Annotated in this window: 27 protein-coding genes; 11 read left to right on the forward strand and 16 right to left on the reverse strand. The window is 38.4% G+C overall.

What is annotated here, in order from left to right; genetic code table 11:
• Positions 1 to 39 precede the first annotated feature (39 nt).
• The 3 genes from ACNJYY_RS05600 (at position 40) to hmpA (ending at position 2,328) form a co-directional block, all read left to right on the forward strand.
• Positions 40 to 486 carry a hypothetical protein gene (locus tag ACNJYY_RS05600; protein WP_416730900.1) on the forward strand — a complete coding sequence of 149 codons (447 nt, stop codon included), beginning with the start codon at positions 40 to 42 and terminating at the stop codon, positions 484 to 486.
• Between the two features lie 17 nt (positions 487 to 503).
• Positions 504 to 1,007 (forward strand): hypothetical protein, encoded by a 504-nt coding sequence (locus tag ACNJYY_RS05605; RefSeq protein WP_416730901.1) that lies wholly within the window; start codon positions 504 to 506, stop codon positions 1,005 to 1,007.
• A gap of 109 nt (positions 1,008 to 1,116) precedes the next feature.
• Complete coding sequence (hmpA, locus tag ACNJYY_RS05610; RefSeq protein WP_416730902.1) at positions 1,117 to 2,328, forward strand: NO-inducible flavohemoprotein; 1,212 nt, start codon at positions 1,117 to 1,119, stop codon at positions 2,326 to 2,328.
• A 37-nt stretch (positions 2,329 to 2,365) separates the two neighbouring features.
• Here the strand turns inward: hmpA and ACNJYY_RS05615 are convergent, their stop codons facing one another.
• The 5 genes from ACNJYY_RS05615 to ACNJYY_RS05635 form a co-directional block, all read right to left on the reverse strand.
• Positions 2,366 to 2,695 carry a hypothetical protein gene (locus ACNJYY_RS05615; protein ID WP_416730903.1) on the reverse strand — a complete coding sequence of 110 codons (330 nt, stop codon included), beginning with the start codon at positions 2,693 to 2,695 and terminating at the stop codon, positions 2,366 to 2,368.
• A gap of 116 nt (positions 2,696 to 2,811) precedes the next feature.
• Complete coding sequence (locus ACNJYY_RS05620; protein WP_416730904.1) at positions 2,812 to 3,840, reverse strand: ABC transporter permease; 1,029 nt, start codon at positions 3,838 to 3,840, stop codon at positions 2,812 to 2,814.
• 1 nt (position 3,841) lies between these two features.
• Positions 3,842 to 4,795, reverse strand: a complete 954-nt coding sequence (locus ACNJYY_RS05625) for an ABC transporter permease subunit (RefSeq protein WP_416730905.1) — start codon at positions 4,793 to 4,795, stop codon at positions 3,842 to 3,844.
• Positions 4,796 to 4,914: 119 nt separating this feature from the next.
• Complete coding sequence (locus ACNJYY_RS05630; RefSeq protein ID WP_416730906.1) at positions 4,915 to 5,430, reverse strand: DinB family protein; 516 nt, start codon at positions 5,428 to 5,430, stop codon at positions 4,915 to 4,917.
• A complete protein-coding gene (locus ACNJYY_RS05635; protein ID WP_416730907.1) occupies positions 5,427 to 6,098 on the reverse strand; it encodes an alpha/beta family hydrolase in 672 nt (223 codons plus the stop codon). Before ACNJYY_RS05635 ends, ACNJYY_RS05630 begins: the two co-directional genes overlap by 4 nt.
• Positions 6,099 to 6,369: 271 nt before the next feature.
• Between ACNJYY_RS05635 and ACNJYY_RS05640 the strand changes: the two genes are divergently transcribed.
• The 3 genes from ACNJYY_RS05640 to ACNJYY_RS05650 all read left to right on the forward strand — a co-directional run bounded on the left by ACNJYY_RS05640 (position 6,370) and on the right by ACNJYY_RS05650 (position 9,254).
• Positions 6,370 to 7,722, forward strand: coding sequence for a glucoamylase family protein (locus ACNJYY_RS05640; protein WP_416730908.1), 1,353 nt, complete (start codon positions 6,370 to 6,372; stop codon positions 7,720 to 7,722).
• Positions 7,723 to 8,039: 317 nt separating this feature from the next.
• Positions 8,040 to 8,846: a hypothetical protein gene (locus tag ACNJYY_RS05645; RefSeq protein WP_416730909.1), complete on the forward strand. Its 807-nt coding sequence runs from the start codon at positions 8,040 to 8,042 to the stop codon at positions 8,844 to 8,846.
• Between the two features lie 210 nt (positions 8,847 to 9,056).
• Complete coding sequence (locus ACNJYY_RS05650) at positions 9,057 to 9,254, forward strand: hypothetical protein (protein ID WP_197222201.1); 198 nt, start codon at positions 9,057 to 9,059, stop codon at positions 9,252 to 9,254.
• Positions 9,255 to 9,311: 57 nt separating this feature from the next.
• Here the strand turns inward: ACNJYY_RS05650 and ACNJYY_RS05655 are convergent, their stop codons facing one another.
• The 3 genes from ACNJYY_RS05655 to ACNJYY_RS05665 all read right to left on the reverse strand — a co-directional run bounded on the left by ACNJYY_RS05655 (position 9,312) and on the right by ACNJYY_RS05665 (position 12,394).
• A complete protein-coding gene (locus tag ACNJYY_RS05655; RefSeq protein WP_416730910.1) occupies positions 9,312 to 10,154 on the reverse strand; it encodes a carbohydrate ABC transporter permease in 843 nt (280 codons plus the stop codon).
• Positions 10,155 to 10,170: 16 nt separating this feature from the next.
• Positions 10,171 to 11,055 carry a carbohydrate ABC transporter permease gene (locus tag ACNJYY_RS05660; protein WP_066392036.1) on the reverse strand — a complete coding sequence of 295 codons (885 nt, stop codon included), beginning with the start codon at positions 11,053 to 11,055 and terminating at the stop codon, positions 10,171 to 10,173.
• Between the two features lie 88 nt (positions 11,056 to 11,143).
• Positions 11,144 to 12,394: a sugar ABC transporter substrate-binding protein gene (locus ACNJYY_RS05665; protein ID WP_416730911.1), complete on the reverse strand. Its 1,251-nt coding sequence runs from the start codon at positions 12,392 to 12,394 to the stop codon at positions 11,144 to 11,146.
• 394 nt (positions 12,395 to 12,788) lie between these two features.
• Between ACNJYY_RS05665 and ACNJYY_RS05670 the strand changes: the two genes are divergently transcribed.
• On the forward strand, positions 12,789 to 16,133 hold the full coding sequence (locus ACNJYY_RS05670) for a GH36-type glycosyl hydrolase domain-containing protein (RefSeq protein WP_416730912.1): 3,345 nt from the start codon (positions 12,789 to 12,791) through the stop codon (positions 16,131 to 16,133).
• 55 nt (positions 16,134 to 16,188) lie between these two features.
• Positions 16,189 to 17,157 (forward strand): LacI family DNA-binding transcriptional regulator, encoded by a 969-nt coding sequence (locus ACNJYY_RS05675; protein ID WP_416730913.1) that lies wholly within the window; start codon positions 16,189 to 16,191, stop codon positions 17,155 to 17,157.
• A gap of 41 nt (positions 17,158 to 17,198) precedes the next feature.
• On the opposite strand, the gene ACNJYY_RS05680 is transcribed toward ACNJYY_RS05675, so the two are convergent.
• Positions 17,199 to 17,975, reverse strand: coding sequence for a TerC family protein (locus ACNJYY_RS05680; protein ID WP_416730914.1), 777 nt, complete (start codon positions 17,973 to 17,975; stop codon positions 17,199 to 17,201).
• Positions 17,976 to 18,352: 377 nt separating this feature from the next.
• Here ACNJYY_RS05680 and ACNJYY_RS05685 point away from each other — a divergent pair, with 377 nt between their 5' ends.
• The gene (locus tag ACNJYY_RS05685) at positions 18,353 to 18,916 is read left to right on the forward strand and encodes a nucleotidyltransferase family protein (RefSeq protein ID WP_416730915.1); all 564 of its coding nucleotides are present in this window, start codon (positions 18,353 to 18,355) and stop codon (positions 18,914 to 18,916) included.
• A gap of 22 nt (positions 18,917 to 18,938) precedes the next feature.
• Here the strand turns inward: ACNJYY_RS05685 and ACNJYY_RS05690 are convergent, their stop codons facing one another.
• The 6 genes from ACNJYY_RS05690 to ACNJYY_RS05715 all read right to left on the reverse strand — a co-directional run bounded on the left by ACNJYY_RS05690 (position 18,939) and on the right by ACNJYY_RS05715 (position 23,788).
• Positions 18,939 to 19,529 (reverse strand): hypothetical protein, encoded by a 591-nt coding sequence (locus ACNJYY_RS05690; protein ID WP_416730916.1) that lies wholly within the window; start codon positions 19,527 to 19,529, stop codon positions 18,939 to 18,941.
• 17 nt (positions 19,530 to 19,546) lie between these two features.
• Entirely contained in the window at positions 19,547 to 20,011 is a 465-nt protein-coding gene (locus ACNJYY_RS05695; RefSeq protein ID WP_416730917.1) for a hypothetical protein, read from the reverse strand.
• Between the two features lie 2 nt (positions 20,012 to 20,013).
• Positions 20,014 to 20,403 carry a VOC family protein gene (locus tag ACNJYY_RS05700; protein ID WP_416730918.1) on the reverse strand — a complete coding sequence of 130 codons (390 nt, stop codon included), beginning with the start codon at positions 20,401 to 20,403 and terminating at the stop codon, positions 20,014 to 20,016.
• Between the two features lie 70 nt (positions 20,404 to 20,473).
• The gene (locus ACNJYY_RS05705) at positions 20,474 to 21,283 is read right to left on the reverse strand and encodes a phosphotransferase family protein (RefSeq protein ID WP_416730919.1); all 810 of its coding nucleotides are present in this window, start codon (positions 21,281 to 21,283) and stop codon (positions 20,474 to 20,476) included.
• A gap of 406 nt (positions 21,284 to 21,689) precedes the next feature.
• A complete protein-coding gene (locus ACNJYY_RS05710; protein WP_416730920.1) occupies positions 21,690 to 22,970 on the reverse strand; it encodes a serine dehydratase subunit alpha family protein in 1,281 nt (426 codons plus the stop codon).
• A 209-nt stretch (positions 22,971 to 23,179) separates the two neighbouring features.
• Complete coding sequence (locus ACNJYY_RS05715; protein ID WP_416730921.1) at positions 23,180 to 23,788, reverse strand: GNAT family N-acetyltransferase; 609 nt, start codon at positions 23,786 to 23,788, stop codon at positions 23,180 to 23,182.
• A gap of 75 nt (positions 23,789 to 23,863) precedes the next feature.
• On the opposite strand from ACNJYY_RS05715, the gene ACNJYY_RS05720 reads away from it, so the two are divergent.
• The gene (locus ACNJYY_RS05720; RefSeq protein ID WP_255520063.1) at positions 23,864 to 23,995 is read left to right on the forward strand and encodes a hypothetical protein; all 132 of its coding nucleotides are present in this window, start codon (positions 23,864 to 23,866) and stop codon (positions 23,993 to 23,995) included.
• Here ACNJYY_RS05720 and ACNJYY_RS05725 read toward each other — a convergent pair whose 3' ends face one another.
• The gene (locus tag ACNJYY_RS05725) at positions 23,996 to 24,433 is read right to left on the reverse strand and encodes a hypothetical protein (RefSeq protein ID WP_416730922.1); all 438 of its coding nucleotides are present in this window, start codon (positions 24,431 to 24,433) and stop codon (positions 23,996 to 23,998) included. It lies immediately after the preceding gene.
• Positions 24,434 to 24,528: 95 nt separating this feature from the next.
• Between ACNJYY_RS05725 and ACNJYY_RS05730 the strand changes: the two genes are divergently transcribed.
• Positions 24,529 to 24,996 carry a GNAT family N-acetyltransferase gene (locus tag ACNJYY_RS05730; protein ID WP_416730923.1) on the forward strand — a complete coding sequence of 156 codons (468 nt, stop codon included), beginning with the start codon at positions 24,529 to 24,531 and terminating at the stop codon, positions 24,994 to 24,996.
• The last annotated feature ends 46 nt before the right edge of the window (positions 24,997 to 25,042 follow it).

Below are 25,042 nucleotides of genomic sequence, written 5' to 3' on the forward strand. Positions count from 1 at the left end.
TATGTAGGTGAAGCAAATTTAAAAAAGGGGGAGTGTTAATTGGGCAGCGATCAATATGTAAAGAGAAGTTCGTTTTTCCTGCTTGCCATCTTTCCTGTTATGATCGTAGGTTATTATTTCGCCGTATATCATGAAAGTTTGTTCTTTCTCTATGAATGGGCATTAGTCCTGTTGGTATTAGGAGCTGGATTGTTTTCCTTATTTGGTGCAGTGATAGCAAAAGGAAAAGAGAAGTGGGTTTTGTTTTCAATCTTAGCTTTTTCTATACAGTTTGCTTCTTTAGGATTGTTTTTAGGCCCGTTGACGTTTTATCCTATGTTTTTTGTGTTTTATGCAGCAACGATACTAGCGATGACAGTTTATGGTATCACGCTTGCTAAAGTGGATCACTACCGATTCATATCAGTTATCTTTATGATCGTTTCTGTACTGCTTACTCTATATATGATTCTTTTACAATCGTTATGGGGGCAAGATTTAACGTAAAGAAAGCGGGGAAATGAATGGTACCTTATATAATGAGAATGACGTTGATCACTTGGAGCATGCTTTTCTTATTAATGGGGTGTACGTCATTCCACTCCTCTAATGAAGTAAAAGTAACTTCTGAGATGAATGAGTTAATCTCAGATTACATCATCCAACATTATGATGACGTATATCCTGAATCGGAAAAACAGTTTGAAGTTCATAAGATCTATGGAGCGAAAGAAACAGGGGAAGTGACATCGATCTATCTTTACTCATTGTTTCAGGGATTTAACAGATCAACAAAGGCAGAAGGGCAGTCTGGCCATTCCGTTCCAGCCGTAATCAAACTTAGGAGTATAGATGGAAAGTATGTGGTTTCGCATTATAAAGAACCGCAGGATGGAGCTGACTTTAAACGATCATTGTATAAGATCTTTCCGAGACAATACGCAGGAGAAGCATTAGAAGACTCGAAGAATTCTGCGGGACTTCAGAAGAAAATGAATCAAAAAGCAGAAATGTGGCTAAGAAAATAGCACTATTTATGTTCACAAAACGTCCTAAGGTAAAGTGATTCAAATCACACATTCTCTTTTATCATTCTTTTACGATAGAGTTGTAAGAAGAATATAAGGGGGAATTGACATGCTACAGCAAAGAACTATTGAAATAATTAAGTCAACCGTACCTGTTTTGCAAGTACACGGAGAAGCGATAACTTCCCGTTTTTATGAAATGCTTTTTCAGAAACATCCAGAGCTATTAAATATTTTTAACTATGCAAATCAGAAAAAAGGACGTCAGCAAGCTGCATTAGCAAACGCCGTATACGCAGCAGCAGCTAATATCGATAAGCTTGAGACGATCATTCCTGTCGTAAAAGGAATCGCACATAAACATCGAAGCCTTGGTGTAAAGAGGGAGCATTATCCTGTTGTCGGTGAAAACCTGCTTCTTGCTATTAAAGATGTTCTTGGTGATGCTGCAACAGATGAGATCATCAATGCTTGGGCAGAAGCGTATGGTGTGATTGCGGATGTCTTTATTGGGATAGAAAGTAACATGTATGAAGAGGCAGGTTGGGAAGGCTTCAGACCTTTTATCGTAACACGTAAAATAGAAGAAAGCTCTGTAATCACGTCCTTTTATTTAGAGCCGCAAGATAAAATAGCACTTGCAAAATTTAAGCCCGGCCAATATGTGAGTATCAAGATGGATATACCAGGTCAGGTAAACACACATATCAGGCAATACAGCTTGTCTGACGCTCCAGGACAGAGCAGTTATCGCATCTCTGTTAAAAAAGAAAGCGGTACGGATACAGTCGATGGAATGGTTTCCGTTTATTTGCATGAGCGTGTTAAAGAAGGAGACATTCTTCATTTAAGTGCTCCAGCTGGCGACTTTTATTTAAATACAGACAGTGAAAAGCATGTTGTCCTGATTAGTGGTGGTGTGGGGCTTACCCCTATGGTAAGCATGCTGAAAACTGTAGCAAGTGAACAGCCGGAACGGAAGGTTACATTCGTTCATGCCGCAATCAACGGCCAAACACACGCTTTAAAGGAAGAAGTTATAGATATTGCAGAAGCTTCCGATCATATCACTACACATTTTGTGTATGAAAGTCCGTTAGATGCAGATTTAGGTTACACGAAGAGGGGTTACATCGATCAAACTTGGTTAAAGGAGATCTTACCTTTAAACGATGATGCGGATTATTATTTCTGTGGTCCGATTCCGTTTATGCAGGTAATAAATGCAGCTCTTCGGGCGTTGAATGTACCAAAAGAGAACATTCATTTTGAGTTCTTTGGCCCTGCCTCTGATCTACAGAAGGAAAGTATCAAGTCATAAAGAAGCAAAACACCTTCCTGATGTGGAAGGTGTTTTTTTATTTAGATGAAAGATAGTGAAAGCTCTGTATCATTGATTTACGTTTAACGATGAGAAGGACTAACAAGGTGACTAAACTTAGTGAGATGATCCAAGCACCTAAATAGATGCCACCGATGGTGAATGCTCTAGAGATTCTTACGGAAAAGAAAATCCATCCCACAATACCAACTGTACCTATACATAAGTTTAGCATCATACTGACAAAGAAGTGAGGAAGCACCATACCCGTATGTGTGACAGTAAACTTTGCGTATTTATAGCTGACCGGTAACCCGAGTAGAAGGAACAAGGTATAAAAAATGACGTTAAGGTCTGCTTCGCTCAAAGCGTTCACTCCTTTTAATAAAGTATTATTCCTATATTCAAAAGAAACGAAAAACATACCAAAAGATAAAAGACTCGATAAGGTAAACCTTTGCCTCATCGAGTCTTTCTTATTCATTAATTATCTGTACCTGTTTTCATAATCCTTTCAAATTGCACTTGAGACAATTTCTTAACTGGCACAGGAGTTTTTACCTTTCTTACTTTTCGTGTTCTTTTCGTGTAAGAGCTTTTTGCAAGGTACTGACGTTTCATCGCTTCAACCATAAAATTCAAGGCGAGAATGGTTATTGCAAATCCAGCGAGTGGAGCAAAAACGATCCAGCGATCACCCCGAATTTGGAAGTAGTTGGCACCGATCATGCTGGACCATTCGTTGATCATAGCAACAGGCACAGTATTATTTTCCAATGGATCGAGAGTGATGAAGTCAGTTCCACCGATAAATACTTGTAAAATGCCAAGATGAGCCCCAAGTAAAAGGGTGGCGATCAGCTGTTGGCTATACAAAATACTCAAATGCGGTCTAAGGTGTGGCATGACATGTTTACGTAGAGTATGTAATTTGCTGCCGCCTAAAACTTTTACAGAAGAAATAAACTCATTTTCTAAAAACTTAGAAGTTTCACTCGCCACTGTCACCATAATAGGGGGAACAGCGATAATAACCAAGAGTATGACAGCGAATATCGTCTGTATATCACGTGGTAGAGACCATGTGAATATCTGAAGTACAGGGTATAACAGCAAGTAAGCAATTATAGTAGCTGGAGCATAGTAAAACGATTCAAAGAGCTTACTTAAGGTATTTAGAATGAATTTAGGCAACTGACTGATGATCAGGCCAAGGAAAGTTCCGAAGAATAACCTAGCAAAAGCAATAAAAAATGCAACTCCAAGTGTATATTTTGCGCCATCTATTACCTTGTGTAAGATACTTACACCGAAACGATCTGTACCAAAGGGCATATCTTTAAAAGGTGCAATAGGAGCACCATCTATTGCATTTTTATTATCGTCGTATCTGATCTGCATAACGGGCTGTTTATCATTGGGAACAAAATGAGAATAAATGATGCTTCCAAAAAAGAGAGAAAAAATGATTAAAAAACCTGTTAGAAAGAGCGGGCTTTTCCAAACGGACATCTTAAGCCACCTCTTCTTCAGTGCGTCCTAATTTATGAGAAAGAATGTACGAGACGACTGTAAATAGTAAATAGAATGGTACAAACATTAATAGGATACTTACCGTGATAACTTCTGGTGTTGTTGGTCCGTTATCAAGCATGAAGTCTGTTATTCCTGGTATGGCCATTACAGTTTCCACCATAAATAATGTGGAAATCAATAACCAATACACGGTCTTCGAGTAATAAAAAAGACTAAACAATGAATTTCTAAGCATATGAGCATATAGAATAAGAGCATATCTTAGCCCTTTTGCTCGTGCGAACTCAACATATGTCTTAGAGTCTTCATCATCTAACAAGAATAATAGTGTCCTTGTTAAAAACAGAGTAGGTATGATGGCCAAGCATAAAATCGGGATAAAATAGGTAGGATTCTGGTCGCTATGTGCAATTGGGAATAAAAGAGTCCCAGTATTCCGGAAGTATAGAATCATACTATATTGTATCATCACGACTATGAAGATATCAGGCAGCGATTCTAGTGAAAAGAAGACAAACCGAACGGCTTTTTGTATTTTGACTGGCAAAATTTTAACGATTAACGCAAGTACTAACGATGTTGTTATAGCTAACAAAAAAGCGCCGATCACTAGTTTTACAGAATAATAAAATGGGGTTAATATGGTCGGAAACAGAAGTTTGATCTGCTGATATTCATAATATTCTACATTTGAAAAGGTGATGAGTCTCAGCATTAACGAACCAATATTATCTAGATAGTTACTAAAGAAAAGACCTAAATCTTGATCTAAAAATAAGGCATTCTTTATTGCTCCGGACTCCAATAAGCGTGCTACAGCCTCGATACCTTGAACATTGCTGAAGAAAAGGTAAGGAAGTGCACCAATGAAAAAAACACCTACGATCGGCATCAAAAAATAAAAAATGCGCCGAAGGACAAGTAAATACATAAAATATTCCCCCTAAATCTCTCTATCTCTTTTTTTATCTAATAAAGTTAACTATAATCATTCGGCATAATCCATTATTTTCCTCTTTGTAAAATAAAAAAGCTCCACTGAGGGGAACGTTATTTGAGTATGCCTAAGTATGTTTTCCATGGACCAACATCCAAATCATATCGTTTAGCTAGAATCCTAGTAATCTGGTTGATATGTGTAAGATCATGAACGGTCCAGGTTGAGAGTAATTGTTGCATGGTAATAGAACCAAACTCAGGGTGTAGTCCAGTTTTATTTAAATCAAAGGAACTAATTTTTAAAGTACCTAATTGGTATAAGCTCTGTTGGCGAGATTGTGAGAATTCACGCAACAGCTCTTCCACCCCTGTCTCTTTACCCAAATGAGAGAACCGATCAAAGGGTGGAAGAGGGACATTCTCATAGTTTGAAAGAATGCTATGAATTCGCGGTATCCAGTTGCACTTTTCACAGTCGATCAAGTGAGCGACAACTTCAAGAGAATTCCATGAATTGTCACCCTCATTGCTGCTTAACCATTCATGAGAGAGTCCAGATAACAAATTAGTCAAAACGGCAGGTGTACGTTTTAGAATTTCAAGAGCTTCACTTTGTTTAAAGTTCATGATTTTAATACTCTGTCCTTCAAAGTGATAAAATCATCAATCCTTTTAATCACACTTTTAACCGTATCAATAGACTTTAGAATATCGTTGTCCACTTCAAGTGCATGATTTGCATCTGAAGGAATCATACACTCTATAGAAGGGTTCATTATGATGTGATTCATCTTTTCTGCGTCATAAAAGGGGTCTTTATCACCGATTACACAAAGTCCGCCTTGTTTACAAGCTTTTAATGTTTGAAAAACAGATAGATCGATTAGACGAGGTGTTAGCCAAATTGCTTTTGTGCTTTGGGTAGTTAACATATCTAAAACAGCAGGAATGGCCATAGTGCCAAAGGATTTTCCTACCACGTAATAAGATTTATAGATTGTGTGATTAACCACTTCATTTAACACTGTGGAAACATCATTAATAAGGGCAGAAGTAATTTCTTCAAAGCTAAAATCTTCGTAATCTGTTGAATAATAAGGATAGTTCACATGCAAGACATCATATTCTTTGTTTAAAAATGCTCCTGAAGAAAAATGGAACAATGGTGATTTAACTGTATATCCTATACCCGGAAGCATGATGGCCAACCCTTTTGGCTGTTCTGTTTTACTTTGTATGACGTAAGGAATCTTCAACAGTTTATAGCCACTTACATAATGAGATCTGTTTTTCATTCCTTCAACCTCCAAACTCTAATATAATAAATGAAATTTATATATTCTTCTCCTCGCTATTAAATTATCCTTTATTTACATAATGAGATTTGAGACTTCCTATTATTATCAGTTTTCTACGACCATTTTACTGTTTGTTATGAAAACGCATACAACCATTGACGCAAAAGCTTCTTTGCTCCTTATTTATTTCAATCAAACGTGCTAAACTATTGGTGAAACGTTTCGATTGACCATTATTATTACAAGTATGGAGAGGAGCAACGCGTCCATGAAAACAAGTAAATTCATTAGCTTTGTATTGATGTTCAGTTTGATTGCGAATGTATTTGCAACAACATCAGTGTCCGCAACTGACAGAGGAAAAGATCATGCATTTCAAATGGAGTTAAAATCAATTGCTAAGAAAACATACAAGTTTTATCAAGAACATACTGATCCAAAAACAGGTTTGACCTATGATGAGACTCGATATACAGCAGAGGGCAAAAAAGATGCAACACACACATCTCCCACAAACATTGGGATGTATATGATGAGTACGATTTCTGCTCAAGAATTAGGAATCATCTCAAAAAAAGAAGCGATAAAACGTATACAAGTCACGTTGAATACTCTCGAAGATCTTGAAAAATGGAATGGCTTATATTACAACTGGTACAACACAAAAGATGGTTCCGTTAAAAAGGACTGGGGACAATTCATCTCACAAGTGGATAACGGCTGGCTGTCTGCAGGGCTGATTGTAGTTGGACAAGCTTATGATGAGCTGAATCCACAAACGAGTAAGCTCGTTGAAGACATGAATTATACGACTCTATATGATCCAGAAGTGGGACAATTTCGTGGTGGATATGATGTTGCACAAGGGAAGTTAACAGATCATCACTATGGTTTATTCAACACAGAACCACGTGTGGCAAGTTATATCTCGATCGGTAAAGGTGATGTGCCAAGTGAACACTGGTGGAAGATGTACCGTACGATGCCAAAAGAATGGGACTGGCAAGCACAGATTCCAGAAGGTGAAACGCATGAATATGATGGGGTTTCTGTTTTTGAAGGACATTACGAATACAACGGTGTAAAATTCGTTCCGAGCTGGGGCGGAAGCATGTTTGAAAGCCTTATGCCCGGAATCGTATTAAATGAGGTAGAACTTGGCAAGGATGCGCTTGGGCTGAACAACAAGCGTCATGTTGAATTACAGCAAGCTTTTGCAGAAGAGAAAGGGTATAAGGCATGGGGCTTTTCTCCATCTGCAACTCCGGATGGTTACAGTGAGTTCGCGGCAACACCACTTGGTACTTCTGGATACAAAGATGGCGCGACCGTAACGGCTCATGCATCATTTCTAGCATTAGATTATGATCCAAAAGCTGTTCGAAAAAATATAAAAGTATTAAAAGAGCTCGATACGTATAGCAAGTACGGATTCTATGATTCTGTAAATGTAGAAACAGGCGAAATCGCCAAAGCATATCTCGCGCTCGATCAAGGAATGATCATGGTTTCAATCGCTAACTATCTAAAAGATGGTGTGATTCGCGATTACTTCCATCAAGATCCGATTGGTAAAAAGCCAGAGGATCTGTTGAAAAAAGAAAAGTTCTCCATTCAATAGTCGAATGCGGCACCTGATTCCATATGGATGAGGGTGTTTTTTGTTTGATCAAGCTTGTTTTATGAGCCTTCAGGTGGAAGTTTAGAGGTTAGCGGTGGTCAGGAGGGATTCGTAGGTGGTGAGTGTGAGTTTATCAGTGAAAACGTGATGTTTAGAGGTGAAAAGATACCATTTAGCGGTGAACGTGTAAGAAAAATAAAAACACGTACCGTAAATGACGATAAAAGGGTACAGGATTTACATGTGTAACTTCTTTCTAAGACAGTTGTGCGTACCATTTATTTAGCTGCAAAATTTCAATGTGGAGTGAAGAAACAATGTGTACAAGTTTTGTTTTGCATGAAGATCGAACGTATATAGGAATGAACTTTGATCTGTCAGAGCGGCCGATTAAAATGGCCATATCAGGTGTCCATCAGCTCTTTATTCTCCAACAAGAAGGCGACCGTTTCTTACCGGCCATTGGCTTTAATAGAAAGGGTATCTTCATGAACCTTCATATGGTAAACCCGAATGAAGAGGGCAAATATAAGAGAAACAGGAACTCTGTTCATATGATGAGACTTTTCGATGAAGTGTTGTCTGAAAAAGTAAAAACGACAGTGTTACCTACATATTTTCAAGAAAAAGAAATCGTAAATGTTCCAGATTACAGTGTTCAAAGCTTGATAGTTGCTCCTAACAAAAAGTCATTCATTGTAGAGCCAGGAAAAAAATATATAGACACAGATCAGCTAGAGGATGACTTTATGATTCTTACAAATTTTTCAGTTCGAGATGCAATGGAACATGAAGATTCGGCATTGCAAGGACCAGGAAGTGATCGGTATCAGGCGGCATATGCTGAATTGTCAAACAGAAGAGGTAACTTTTCCGTTGAACAGGGCTTAACCATTCTGAAGCAAACTGCTCAATGGGAAGGTGACTATCCTACTCAGTTATCTATGATCTTTACTCCAGAAGATGAGAGCATCTATTTTTCTCTTAAAGGAAATTATAAAAGAATATATAAGTTCTCTTTCTCGGATAGGATGCTAACAACAGTGAGTGGTTTTGAGCGCCATTTTAGTTTGTTAGTAAAGAAAAAAGGTGTTTTATTGTCAGAGCTTGAGGGTTGGGGGTAGGAGTACTGAATTGAGAGTGGAATTTTGAAATAAGATAATTGAGCAATTTTCGATTTATAGGCCGTAGTTCTTGATTTATAGTCCTTCAAATAAATTTGTAGGCCTTTGTAAATATTTATGGTCCTTCAAAAATTTTTATAGTCCCTCAAAATAATTTATAGGCTTTTCGACAAAGATTCATCTTCTTACATGATGGTAGTGGAGGTACATATGAAGAAAACATCGGAGAAAAGATTAAACGCTTTTTTAATATTAACTGGAATCCTGTTTCTGTACTCTATCTTTTCAAAAATGTATCATTTCAACAGCATCCTAAATGATATTGTTTATGCTTCAGGATTCATATTTGCAATCCTCATCCATCTTCATTATAGAAAGAAAACCAAGCTCCAAAAAGTAGACAAATAAAAACAAAAAGAACCCCCGATTACATATTTGAATCGAGGGTTCTTCAAAGCCAATTTTCTATTTCATTCCTGAAATGGTATAGCCTTCGATAATGTGCTTTTGGAAGATGATGAAGATGATGACGATTGGAACAACCATGAACGTTGATCCGGCCATCTGCAACGCGAAGTTTCCTCCATACTGTCCTTTTAGAAGACTTAAACCAACAGACAATGTGTACAAGCTTTCATCGTTCGCGATGATCAACGGCCATAAGAAGCTGTTCCAGCCTGCGATAAACGTTAGAATTCCTTGAACGGCCATGATTGGTTTGGAAATAGGCAGAACGAGCTGCATGAACACGCGGAACTCACTTGCCCCATCTAGACGAGCGGCTTCAAGCAGTTCGTCCGGGATGGTAGACATGAACTGACGGAATAAGAAGATGCTGAATGCACCGACTAATCCTGGCAGAACGACACCTGCCATCGTGTTCGTCAACCCCATCTGGTTTAAGATTAAATAAACAGGGATCATCGTTACTTGTCCTGGGATCATCATGGTTGCTAAGACAAGGTAGAAAAGCTTTTCTCTTCCTTTGAACTTGTACTTCGCAAACGCATATCCAGCCATCGCATTAAAGAAAAGTCCGACGAAAGAACAGAGGACGATGATGATCGTATTTCGCAAATAAACACCAAAGTTCATGTTCTCAAACAGGTAGACGAAGTTCTCCGTAGTAAAGGTTTCAGGCCACAGAGTCGGTGTGAGCTGAAGGACTTCACTTTCAGGTTTGAAAGCAGAAAGGATCATCCAAATAAATGGGATGGCAACTAAAAGGCCGCCAAGTGTTAAGACGATTCCTGCGATCCATTGCTGAATTTTGTATGCTTTCTTCGCATCAGATACTTTTGATTTCATGTTCTCACCTCACGTCCTAAATATCGGTATCTTTCTTTTGCAATCGGAACTGAATCATCGTGATGATGATAATGGTTACAAACAGGACGAATGATCCTGCAGCGGCATAACCGAAGTTGCTGAGCTGGAATCCGTTGCGGTAGATGAAGAGCGCAACAGAAGTGGTGCTATCCAGCGGTCCGCCGTTCGTCATAACGAATGGTTCTTCGAAGAACTGAATCCATCCGATCATCGTTGTGATCGACACGAAGAAAATAGCGTAACGAAGAAGAGGAATCGTAATCTTCGTAAGCTGTTTCCAGTTGTTCGCACCGTCTAATTGAGCGGCTTCATAATACGTTTTCGGAATACCTTGTAAAGCTGCTAAGAAAATAATCATGTTCACACCGATCGCGCGCCAAACGGCTAATGCGATCAATGATCCCTTGGCGATCGTTGGATCCTGTAACCAAGGTATGGCAGGTATGCCTACAAGTCCGAGCAGATAGTTGAACAGACCGAACTGCGGGTTGTATAGGTACGTCCACACAACAGCTACTGCTACAACGTTTGTGATTGAAGGCATATAAAAAACAAGACGAAAAGCCTTGAAGATGCGCGCTGTACCGAAGTTGATCAAAAGAGCGATACCAAGTGAACATGCGATAACGAGAGGAACACCAAATACGACATAAAAGACAGTGTTACCAATCGATTTTAGAAAAATAGGATCTTTAAAGATGTTTATATAGTTTTCGATTCCAATAAAGCTAATATTTGAATAGTCTGCAAGTCCAGCTAGGTCAATATCTGTAAAACTAATCACCAATGCAAGAACAATGGGAAAAAGAGAGAATAAAGCCAATAATAGAAGTGCTGGTCCAATGAAGAGGTAAGGAGTCGTTTTTGAATAGCTTTTCATGTTTTCACATCCTTCATCGTTACCCGTGTTGATGATAAAAAGGGAACGAGCAGGATAACCTGCTCGTTATACCCCGGATCAACAGGATTTATTTCTTTAAGATCTCTTCCGCTTTTTTGTCGAAGTTATCCAATTCCTTCTGAACATCTGCTCCGCCTCTGTAAATCTTCTCAAAGCTCTTTAAATAAGATTGAGCGATTTCTTCCCATTGCTTAATAACAGGCATCGGTTGTGAAGCTTCCATCTGTTCACCAAACGCTTTGTAAAATTCATTTTCAGTAAGAGACTCGTCTTCCCATGCTTTTTGTGTTGCTGGAAGGGAATTTGTCATCTCCATCCATTTTAATTGTGTTTCAGGCTTGCTCATATATGCTGCGAATTTTAACGCTTCTTTTTCGTGTTTCGTATGTTCGAATACAGAAAGGTTAGATCCACCTAGTGCTGAAATGTTATTTTCTTTTGCCGGAAGAACAGCCGTACCCCATTTACCTTTAAGCTCAGGAGCTTGGTCGTTGATCAGCTTGATCATCCAAGGACCACTGATGAACATTGGCAGGATCCCGTCACCACGGAAACCTTGAACGATGTCCATTCCTAGTTCTTCTTTTGGAGCTGCTCCGCTTTCATAGAAGCTGTTCAAGTACTCAACCGCTTCCACGAACTTAGGATCATTGAATTTAGGATCATTGTTTGCTCCTAATAGTTCTGCGCCGTTTTGGCGTGCGAACATGAATGACAAGCTTTGTTCTTTAGCATCGATCGAAATTCCATATTTCCCTTTTCCACGGTCAGCTAGCTTATCAGCAGCTTCCTTCAACTCGTCCCATGTTTTTGGAGCTTCTTTAAATCCAGCTTTCTCGAGCAAATCTGTACGATAGTAGAGCAATCGAGTATCAACGTACCAAGGTACACCAACCATTTTGTCATCAAACTTAGTCGTTTCAACAGAACCTTCAAAGAAATGTTTTGGATCTAGTTCCGGGTAATCTTTAACATGAGGTGTTAAATCTTTTAATGCTCCAGCTGATGCAAATTCCGGAATCCAAGTTGTACCCATCTGAACAACATCTGGCCCTTTTTTAGAAGCAACTGCTGTTAAAAGCTTATCGTGTGCTTGATCCCAAGGAAGAGCTTGCACTTTAACATCAATTTTTGGATTTTCTTTTTCAAATTCTTCAGCAATCTTAGGAAGTGATTTTGCTTCTTCACCCATTCCCCAAACCGTAATTGTCGTTTTTCCATCTTCTGAACCTGAAGAGCAGCCAGCTAATACACCAGATAGGACAAGTGCACCAACCATTGACGTAACCATTGATTTTTTAAACCAGCGTTTTTTCATGTGAGTTCCCCCTATTATTTGCCTGTGAAAGCAATCAATTTTTATTATTCCCGAATTTTCTTTGAGATTATTGTTGAAACGTTTCGATAAGCACATTATAATTCAAGTTGTAATCGTTTACAACATGGAATTTTCAAAAAGAGGTTAGCTTCCATAAAATGTTTGAAACATAAGGTTTTATATACTATTTTCCTTGTTATAAAAGGGCATGTAGAAGATAACAGTATGAGGTTCAAAAACCTTGGAACTCTCTTGAATTCAATTGAAACGTTTCGATAAAATGCTTTCTTTTATTCAAATAGAGTTTGAAAGTTTCATGTTTATTTCAACAAAAATTGTAATTCAGTAAGCCTAAAAACAAAATAGCCATTATATACGAATTGAGGGATAGACAATGACAACCTTAACGAAAGGGAACATCACGATTAAAGCTGGTGACTTTACATTTTCGTTCTTAAGTACTGGTGATATCTACAAAGCTTCCCACCATGATACGATGATCAACCAATGGATGAGTAATCCGATCGATGGTTCTTTAAACAATCTTTATTTACGTGTCTTTAACAATGAGGGTATTCAAGTAACTCCACTTTTAGGTAGTAAATCGAACAGTATCGTTTCGTATAGTGAGAATCAAGTTTTTTGGAGAGGTACATTTCAAGACATCTCTTATGCAGTCACTTTTTCATTAAAAGAAAATGGTATCTGGTTCTGGGATATTGAACTCCAAGGGAAGGCAGAGAAAGCTGATATTATTTATGGCCAAGACGTAGGGCTTGCTCATATAGGAGCTGTTCGAACAAATGAAGCATTCATCGCTCAGTATGTAGATCATGGAGTATTTGAAGATGAGAAGCTGGGTTATGTCATCTGTTCGCGTCAAAATCAGCCTAATGGAAAAGCCTTTCCTTACCTGCAACAAGGATCTTTAACGAAATCTATTGGCTATATAACAGATGGTTTTCAATTCTTCGGTACTTCATATAAAGAAACGGATGTTCCACAAGCACTTTATAAAGAAAACTTAGATAGTGAAGTGTACCAATACGAATTCGCATATATTGCACTTCAATCAGAGCGAGTTGAACTTGATGGTAAACATCACATCAATTTTTATGGATGCTTTAAAGAGGATCATCAGGAAGCTGTTACGTCTATTGATTTTAAGGATGAGATAATGACAGCTTGGAATGATGTTCAAGCTCAACCCAAAAAAGATACGACTACACTTGAAAAGATCAACCGTAATGACCAGTTTGACGGAACATTAAAAACAGTGGATCTTTCAATGAAAGAAGTGGCAGCTCTTTTCCCAGAGCGTATTTTAGAAGAATATGAGGGAGAAACGCTTCTATCCTTTTTTACACCGACCTATGAACATATCGTTTTAAAAGAAAAAGAAAGAATCGTAGAGCGACCTCATGGACATATTCTCGTTACGGGAGATAACGTGTCATTAAAAGAGGACACGATCACGACTACTTCTTATATGTATGGAATCTTTAATTCACAATTAGTAGTAGGAAACACTTCATTTCATAAGATGATGACGAATGCCCGTAATGCGTTGAATGTTATGAAAACATCGGGTCAACGAATCTATGTTGAGTTAGATGGAAAGCTGAAACTATTAACGATGCCTTCGTTGTTCGAGATGGGCTTTAACTATACGCGCTGGTTCTATAAGACGGAAGATGAGACGTTCATCATCACTAACTACACAACTGTCGATACCCCGGAAGTTGAGCTGCACGTTAAGACCCTCAGCAGTAAATCATACCGATTCGTTGTGACGAACCAAGTATCTTTGAACAATCAAGAATACGAAGTGCCATTTAAGATGGAAAAAGAAGATGGCGTTCTTTCGTTCTTCGCAGATGCTGCTTCAGACAGTGCGAAAACGTATGAAAATTTAAGTTATCGAATGAAGATTACGGGAACCGAGTGGAGCGTAACAGACGAGAAAATCTTTGGTGAAAGCATGGATCGTGGATCTGCTTCTCTTGTGGTTTGCGATCTTGAACAAACAAATGAGTGGGGCATCTCTCATCAAGGGTTGATCGATGGGAAGAAGATTCCGTTTACAAGTAAGACGATTGAAACGGAAATCGAGTGTTACCGTACATTTATACAAAACACGAACCGTGGATTCCGTTTGACGAAGGATGGAGTCGAGACACACGATCTTCAGAAGATGAACGCGTTAGCGCATTGGTACACGCACAACATGCTGATTCACTATTCTGTTCCGCATGGTTTGGAGCAATATGGGGGAGCAGCCTGGGGAACTCGTGATGTTTGCCAAGGACCTGCTGAATACTTCTTAGCAACTCAGCATTATGGTGCAGTAAAAGACATCTTGCTTACGGTATATTCTCATCAGTTTGATGAGACGGGTAACTGGCCACAATGGTTCATGTTTGATCAATACTTCAAAATCCAGCAAGATGATTCACATGGAGATATTATCGTATGGCCACTGAAGTTAGTGACTGATTACCTTGCTGCTACGAATGATTTTGATATTTTACGTGCAGAAGTACCTTACACGTCTAACCGTGACTTCAATTTTACTGAGCAAAAAGAAACATTATTACAGCATATTCAAAAACAGATCGGTTACATGAGAGAGAACTTTTTGCATGATACACACCTTTCCTCATATGGAGACGGTGATTGGGATGATACGCTTCAACCTGCAAATCCACAGCTTAAAAAATACATGGTAAGTTCATGGACGGTTGCATTAACGTATCAAGTTATGACTCAGTTCTCCCAGCAATTACAGCATGTGGACGAAGAAGAAGCTGCAAAACTGAGCGAGCTCGCTAAAAATATTCAGGCAGACTATCAAGAACATATGTTAGGCACGGATGTAATCCCTGGATTTGTTTACATGGAGAATCCAAAATCACCAAAACTGATGCTTCATCCTAGTGATAATACGACAGGTATCAACTACCGTCTATTACCGATGACGCGCAGTATGATCGCAGAATTGTTAACACCTGAACAAGCGGAACAGCACCTTGATCTGATCATGGATAAATTTTATTGCCCAGATGGCGTAAGATTGATGGACAAACCTGCTCATTATAGAGGCGGTGTGAGTACGCATTTCAAACGTGCTGAACAAGCATCGAACTTCGGGCGTGAGATTGGGCTTCAATATGTTCATGCTCATATTCGTTTTGTTGAAGCGATGGCGAAGCTAGGTAAAAAAGAAGAAGTGTGGAGTGGATTAGAGAAGATTAATCCTGTTATGATTCAAGAAAAAGTTCCAAATGCAGAACGACGTCAGAGTAATGCTTATTTCTCAAGTTCTGATGGTGATTTTAAAACTCGCTATGAAGCACAAGAACGTTTTGGCGAACTAAAAGATGGTGAAGCCAAAGTTAAAGGTGGATGGAGAATCTATTCTTCTGGTCCTGGAATCTACATGAACCAGTTGATCTCAAATTGTTTAGGTATTCGCCCACAAGGGGAGAACCTAATCATTGATCCGATATTAACAGAAGAAATGAACGGCCTTGAATTGCAGTATATGATAGACGGAAAAACTGTCAAAATGGTATTCCGAGACCGCGGTGAAGAAACGAATCGACTCATCGTTAATGGCCAAGAAGTACAGAGTAATACGTATCAGAACATCTATCGAGATGGTGGTGTGAGCGTGAATCGCTCTGAATTTATAAATAAATTGTCAGCAGACGTGAATACCGTAGAGATTTATTCATAACCATTCGTTATAATAAAGGAAACGTTTGCAACATGAGAGATAGGAGAGAAGTTCGTTGGTAAGTATTAAAGACATTGCAAAACAAGCAGGTGTTTCCATTTCCACGGTCTCCTATGCCTTGAACGGAAGTCCGAAAGTTACGAAGGAAACATCAGCGCGAATATTGGCGATCGCTAAAGAACTTAATTATATTCCTAGCGCAGCCGCTCGCTCTTTAAAAAAACAAGAAACAAAAATCATCGGAATCTATTTAACGAATTATAGTGGTGCTTTTTATGGTCAGCTTCTGCAAGGAATGATGGAGACATTGAGCGAGAATGGCTATGAGCTTATTGTCTGTAGCGGCAAAGAGTCGCATCGTTTTCTTCCTGAGCGGATGATCGATGGGGCAATTATACTTGACGCTACTTATGAAACGAAAGAATTGTTAAGTCACGCGGAACGAGGACATAAGCTGGTCGTGATGGATCGGAGAATGGATCATCCAAACATCTCTCAAGTACTGCTTGATAATAAAGCTGGGGCTACACTCGCGATCGATTATCTAGCTGAAAAAGGTCATCGGAAGATCTGTGTTGTTAAAGGTCCCGATATCTCTTTTGATGCGAGGCAGCGGTTAGAAGCTGTACAAAAAGCGGTACAACGCTATTCGCATATTGAGTATATCGAGATCGATGGTGATTTTAACAAGCATTCAGGTGAAGAAGCAGGAAAGAAGATTCATCAAGGCTTTACAGAGCCTGTAGGTGTGTTTTGTTTGAATGATGAGATGGCGATCGGTATGTATAATTATTTTAGCCGAACGAATCTACGCATTGGTGAAGATGTTCATATTATCGGTTTTGATAATATTGAAGTGTCTCAATATATTCAACCGAGACTTGCGACGATCAACTATTCGAAGCATAAATGGGGAGCATTAGCTTCAGAACTGCTGCTGAATTTAATACAAAAAAAGCATAGTCCTGAGCATGAGAGAATCAACGTAAGTCTGATCGAAGGGGATTCCGTACGAAAACGATAAACAAGGAAGAGGAGCTATTGTAAGCTCCTCTTTTTTTGCAATTATTCAGCTTGTGATTGTGGGGATTTTTCTTTAGAGAGAAACCAACCGCCAACAGCGATTAAGATGAGAACAACATAAAACGTGATTTTCCACTCTGGTGACTTTGCGAAACCTTCAGAGAGGATTGATAAGTCAGGGTGTGCGAGTGTGTATACGGCCAACTTAACCCCAACCCAACCTACGATAAGGAAGGCTGCAATTTCAAGCCCTGGCTTGGATTGTAGAAGCTTAACAAAAAAGTTAGCAGCAAAACGCATGATAATGAGGCCAATCAACCCACCGGCAAAGATCACAAAGAACTTTCCGCCATCTAAACCGCCGATGTTCGGAAGACCTGAATCGGGAAGTGCCACAGCTAATGCTACTGCTGCTAAGATTGAATCCACAGCAAACGCGATGTCAGCTAGTTCAACTTTTAATACTGTAGTCCAAAAACCAGCTTTCTTCTTTTCAGAGTTAGACTTTTCCGTAGAATCATCTGCTTTTTTAACCACAACTTTTCTGAAGATATGGTTAAGTGCGATGAATAAAAGATAGACAGCCCCGATAGCTTGAACCTGCCATACGTTGACTAAGAATGAAATGGCAAACAGTGATGCGAAACGGAAAAAGAAAGCACCGACCAAACCATAGAATAATGCTTTTTTTCGTTGTTCTTCTGGTAAGTGTTTTACCATTATGGCTAAGACCAGTGCATTGTCTGCTGCTAATAAGCCTTCTAATGCGATCAGGACTAATAAGATCCAACCATATTCTAACAAGATAGATAGTTCCATTTTGGTTCCTCCTTAAAAATGATAGTTGCATGAATGAAGCGAGAACAAATTACATAAAGCGACCTCCTGGTAACAAATAAAAAAAGACCTCTACCAATAGCAGGTAAAGGTCTTACATATAAAAAAGACCCTTACCAACCGAACGGTAAAGGTCTTGCTAACAACGATAAAGTTGCCAATATAGCCGAGAGCACGAAGCTCCGAAATGACGACTATATTGTAAAAGCTACTCCCCTTTAGGAGTTATGAAGTTACTATTATCTTATTATGCTTTCTTGGAAATTGTCAATTAGTTTATGTTTGGAAAGATGTATAGATAACAGACATGACTCATTGTAGTATCATAAATATATATACAGGAAAAGAGTGGGTGGAAGTTGGACAAACATCAATACATAATAGACATGATTAAAAATGATGATTGGATGATGCGAATTTTACATGCTGCCAGAGCATTATATTTACCAGACTGGTGGATATGTGCAGGGTTTGTTCGTTCTAAAGTTTGGGATACTCTTCATGGCTTTCAAGAAAGAACAAGACTGGCTGATATCGATGTTGTTTATTTCAATCCTGAAGACCTCAAAAAAGAGAGTGAAAAAAAGTATGAGGAAATGCTTTTAGGACTCATCCCAAATTTACCGTGGTCTGTAAAAAACGAAGCGAGGATGCATCTCGTCAATGATGATTTCAAACCGTACACGTCAACAGTTGATGCAATCTCCAAATTTCCTGAAACGGTGACTGCTCTTGGTGTTAGACTAAATGATCAGGATGAAGTCATTCTTGCTGCTCCATGTGGAATTGAAGATGTACTAAGCATGGAAGTAAGGCCAACAGACAGCTATAGAAGCACTGACGATCGAAGAAAAAAATATGCAGAGCGCGTGAAGAAAAAGAATTGGGAAGCTGTTTGGTCTAAAGTTAGAGTGGTAGAATAAAGAGAAGCTTGGGCCCAATTGCTCAAGCTTCTTGTTTTGACCTTAGATGTTCCTTATAGAAAGTAGATAGCATCCTGAAATTTGAGATGAAATGCACATGTAGATTCCGCAGTTGCAGATCGATCGTACTTCGTGAATGAAGACTCGAATGGTGTTTCAGTTCGTCGATCTCCATTTCAAGACTTAATGTATCCGTTAATAAACTTTGCAAATAAACCTTAGTACTTTCTGAATATTCCTCTTGAAACGCAAGGTTGATGAGTATATCTAATGAATCCTTAACTTCAAACTCCATATCAGTTAACGATTTTCGTGTGATGGTTATAGAATCTTTGTCGACCAACCAAGGAAGTTCATACATTTGTAATAGATATTCAATATCATTCGTGGTTAGGTCTTTAATCAATTCTTCTTTCCTTTGTTGTTTGAGACGAGGTTCATACTCCAGCTTGAATGCTTTTAATTCTGATCTATAATCATCAATGAGTACTTGATCTCCATCATAGGAAATTGATTTATAAATGTTGAGTGGTGAATAAGGAAATACCCAATTTATCAATAAGAACAAAAGGATAAATCCTAAAAAAATCTTCAAAGCACCTTTTTTCTTCATCCCCACTTTCCTCTCTATCAAACCGTACTTTTACTTCTGTATCTTCTTTCGTCTGATGGACCTGTAGGTTTTTTAGGCTCTTTGGGTTCGCGTTTTCTTCTAGGTCTAAATAACGCATAACTTAAACAAAAACCGATTGAACAAGTGATTCCATAGCCAAACACAGCAAACGTATTCAGTCCTTCAAACTTAGCCCAATAGAAAATAGTGAAACGGTATATCAAAAGAAAAACAATACTTAATGCCACATATGAGAGCAGATGAAATCTGAATTTCAACCTCATTCTATCTTTAGAAGATTCAATGATAAAAGCAATTGGCAGTGTGCAAAAAAGAAAAAAGGGAAGAGCTGTAACAATACCAAAGAATAGACCGAATAACACACCTTGTAGATCAAGCTTAAATGGATTCCCGCCAGGAATAGCAAAAAAGAACAATGCTCCACAAAGTACCGATATTACGGATGAAATGATGACTCTCATAACTATCTCCTAACTACCTGTCGAAGCTTTTCGTTCATGGCTTCTGAATCCTTATATTCAAATAATCCTAAGGAGTTTCCCCAAGGATCGGAAAACGTAGCCCATCTTACAGGAACTTCGACACGCTCAAAAATTTCAAAATCTTCCACATGTAAAACGTCCATCAATCGTTTTTTCTCATCTTCGAGATCGACCACACCTAGGCGAAGAGGTCCGTTGCCAACAGCTGGGTCCCCCTCAGCGACTTGCAGCCAACAGTTAGGAAGCAGCTCCCATTCTGCGAAACCTTCATGTGGAGTGAAGTCAGGCCGACGATTCAACAGAGTTTCATAATATTTTTGACCATCTTCCATGTTCGATACACGAACTTGAACGGTCATTTCATATATCATATGTAATTCTCCTTTACTTCATTTTATATTTACTAACAACGTTTTTAACGAGGCAGAGGTTTCATAACGATTAATTGCTTAATAAACCTTTATTGATAATTGATAGTAATACCTTTTTTTCAAAATCAGGAAGATTTTCACTTAATCGTGCTGCAGCTATCGGAACCATCCAGCTCGCTAATGGTTTTAAGGAGAACTGGTAATGTCTAGTATAACTTTTTCTATAATACATAGCTAAAAGTTTTCGTGCATATAAAGTAGTTCTAAAATTTAGAAAAGATGTGCGATCTTGTAATCCCCCGTAGCACAAGATGAGGAGAGTCCGTGCTAAGTCTGCCATACGGTTGCCACTTGTAGCATCACACCAGTCAATGATAAAGAAGCACTCGTCTTTTGTTACTAAAATATTGTCAGGATGAAAATCACCATGGCATAGACTATTACTAAGGGGGAGTGCTTCTAATCCTTTGTTGATTCTTTTCTTGTCATCCCCATTTAATTCTTTTACTGACATAATCTTTTGTTTTAAAACTTCAAATTGAGAAGGAAGAGTAGATAATTTCTTTTCGTGAACGCTGTTTTGAAGAGTCGCCATCTTCTTTAAGTAATGAAGTGCTTTTTGTGGTTGAGATTCTAATAATTTTGTTAACGTTATTCCCTCGACTTTTTCATAAATCAAAGCTCTTTTTCCAGGAATCGGTTTACCCCATCTTACTTCGGGTACCAGAAGCCCTGATTGAAGAATGTTTTTATGGATCAAATACTCATGTTCAACAAAATCATCAGATATGTGATCATGAAAAATCTTTGCAACTTCGGTTGGAGAATGTATTACGACCTGTGCCGTACTCCCTTCACCAATTAGTACATTGTGCTCCAATTGTTTAACTCCTTTGCTCGATGTTCTATATGGATAATTTTAACACATGGAGAAGGGGGGAAATGTGTAAATATTACAGCAAGTAAAATCGGTGACCGTTTGTTATTAAAGCTTACATTCAGAACAGTACTAACATATGGCATCTGTTTCTAATTACCGTCTGTCATGGAAACGATTAAATATGTTTGGTCAACTTCTTTCTCGAGCGTATTCTTAACAGGACTTATCTTTATCGGAATTGGAAATTTTTGTTGCTTTATCAGTAGGGAACAGTCGTTTCAAGAAAGAACCAGTCGACCAAAACACGGATTGTAAGGAAATTTCATCAAACCACGCAGTTACAGAATAAACAACAAAGAGCTGATCCAAGATCAGCTCTTTTCATTATCATTCCAATCATTTGTGCTTACCGTTGCTTATTCACCATCATATCTAAAAGTACAGAATCGGTTGTACTTGATGTTTCAGCACCTAATCTGCAGAAATTTTCTATCGTCTTTTCAACATCTTCTTCAATAAATCCGTTTGTAGAGGGGATACACAATCCGTTCGATGCTAGGACAGCCGATTGAACAGCGGCACTTGAACATGTTGCCACTTTCATAGCGCACCCGGCTTTGGCTCCATCACAAACCATTCCACTAACGTTGCCTAATGTGTTCTGTATAGCAGCTTTCATCTTATCTAAGTTGTCATCCAGCAAATAAGTAATCGCAGCAGATGCACTAGCACCAGCGACAGTCACACCGCATAGTGCAGACAACCGTCCGAATTTTGATTTCATATGAATCGAAAGAAGGTGGCTCAATGTTACAGCTCGTAACATCTTTTCTTCTGTTGCACCTAATTTTTCTGCTGCAGCCACAACAGGCATGGTTACAGCGATTCCTTGGTTCCCACTGCCAGAATTCGCCATTACCGGCATAGTAGAACCAGCCATTCGTGCGTCAGACCCTGCAGCAGATAGCGCCATACTATACGTAGCTAGATCATCTGAAAGAATTCCCTTTTTTGTTTGGTCATACAACGTTTTACCCACTCGTAAACCATAATCATTCAAAAGACCTTCTTTGCAGATCGCAGAATTCAACTCGACACTTCGTTTAACAAGATCCAATCGATGTAGTGGAACTTCGGTAATGAACGTATAAAGGTCCTCAATGGTTAAATCAGGATTATCAGCTTGATGAGAACTAGACGTTGACCCTGGTCTTGATTCATCGACTAGTACTCTTCCGTTTTGAGAGATAAAGCTTATGTTCGTATGATCTCCCGAGATCACAACGATTGCTTCCTCTGATGAAGTTTTTAACTCGACTTCAATAAATAGCTTTTCAGGACCATCTGCAGTTGCAACTGAAACCATTCCGCTCTGAACGAAACGAACCGCTATTTCTTCCTCATTAACCGTAACGCCTTCGAGTACTTGAAGACCTTTTTCAGGATCTCCTGCAATCATACCGAGAGCCGATGTAAAATCGATACCTGTATGATTCATGCCGGGAATCCCTACAGATAAAGCGTTCTTGATAACATTGCCGCTCGCTTTAACAGAGATCGACGTTACCGGTTCGCTTATATATTTTTTGGCAGTAGCAGAAGCGAGAGCAATTGCAACTGGTTCAGTACACCCGAGTGCCACAACGAGTTCTTTTTCAAGAAGTCTACAGATGTTTTCGTTGATCATGAATTCAACCCCATTCCTCTAAATTCTCTATCTTTACAATAACTGGTGTGAGAGGTAAAAAGAAAGAGGTAAATCTTATGAATTTTAGAGTATGAACCTGAGTCTCTAAATGAAGCCCTTACATGGTATAGGGGAAGAGGTGATTCACTTATTGACTTACTGACAGTTAGTTTTTTAAAAAATAATCTCTCTTAAAGAATTTGATTTTACTAAATAGATCTATATCGATTTTCCCTCTCTATAAAACCTTGTTTTACTGTTTTCCAATCTTTTTTTGTAATGGAATACAAAACGGCATTACGAATATAGCCATTTGAGAGAATGCGTTCGTTCCTAATGAGTCCCTCTTTTACAGCACCTAATCGTTCAATCGCTTTTTGTGAGCGCTCATTTCGCTCGTCAGTTTTAAATTGCACACGAATAAAATCTAAAGTTTCAAAGCAGAACGTGAGAAGCAGTTGCTTACATGCAGAGTTTACGAATGTACGCTGATAATCTTTTCCGTACCAAGTGGAGCCTAATTCACACGAACGATGAGTAGGATTTATTTCGTAAAGACGAGTAGTACCTACAATTTTCTCGTTTCTCTTGTTCACAATTGCAAAAGGTAGAGCAAAACCTTCTTCTCGAAGCTGTATCGCATTACTGACCCAGTCATCCATTTCCTGTTGGGTGTTGATTGTAGTTAGCATATAAGCCCAATTGTCAGAGTGATTAATTTGGAATAGTGGTGAAGAGTGTTCAAATTCTAATGGAATTAGCTTAATATCTTTATTTTCTAAAGTAGGCGGATTTGTAAATAAAGTCTGGTTCTTCATTTTTTTCTCTCCTAAAAAATGATACATATTTATGTTAATATTTAGTTATTTCATACAAAGAGGTGACTAAAATTAATGGAGTTTTTTATTTTCATAATATTAATCGTATTTTTGTTCGACGCGGCAAAAATACGAAAACAAAATGAGACGGTTATTTTGCAGAATGAAAAAATGATTGCTCTACTAGAAGAGATTAAGAATAAATAATTACTCTTCTTTATAAAGGTTAAAAAATTGGTAATGATCTTTTCCGGTAATCTTTAGTACAAGTTTTTTGTTTTCTTTTAGACTCTTAATTTCCCCATCAAAAGTTACGGTTATTTGATTTGGAAACTGATTCATCGAGAAGGTATATGCGCCAATCTCTGTTTGCTTTTTTTCTTGACCATAAGCTGTACTAAGTGTGAATGTTAGTTCTTTCGGTAGAATGTTTTTACCTTCGATATGTGTTAGCTTTAGTTGATTTGTTTTATCATTAGAAAACAACGCTTGCCAGTAATCATTTTCTCCAGAATAAATGATTCCGTCCTTTTTGGATGTTGGTCCCTTTGTACTTGAAGTTGGAGCTGAATCTTTAAAGAAGATCGTTAAAACAGAAACAAAACCTATTAATAAAACAGCAGCTAAAATAAGCTTCTTTTTCATCCTCCACCGTTCCTCTCATCCACTACATAACAGTTTATTCTTTGTTTAATGGTGAATTCCTTGTTTCAATTAACTCTAAGAATGGAGGTGGATGCGTGAAAATCAGAAAGTACGAAAGTGAAGATTTTCAGGCTGCTCTTGAGTACTGTTTACCACCACAACAAGCATTATATACGTCCATGCCTGTTGAGGTCCTTGAAACGTTTCAAAGAGATGTATTTAATCAGCCATTTGTCGTTTACGCTGACCAACAACTTGTAGGCTGGTTTGCTTTATATACAGATGGTTCTGGCAATATGTATACGAATAATAAGCAGGCCATTCTATTAAAATCATTTTCGATCGATGCTAGGTTTCAAAAGAGAGGATTTGCGCTAGACTCTCTACAATTACTACCGAAACTCGTGAAGGAACATTACAAGGATAAGAGTGAAATTATATTAACCGTTCATGAAACAAACCATGCAGCGATATCTCTTTATAGAAAAGCGGGATTCATCCATAAAGGTGAAAACTACCATGGGGGATATGGCATAGAGATGATCTTTCATATGAGTCTTTAGACCTTTACAAAGTCTTAACCAAACCTTAACACCACTCCTTAGTAAA

This window comes from Fictibacillus tiangongensis (assembly GCF_048083785.1).
In the GTDB taxonomy this organism is placed as follows: Bacteria; Bacillota; Bacilli; order Bacillales; family Fictibacillaceae; genus Fictibacillus.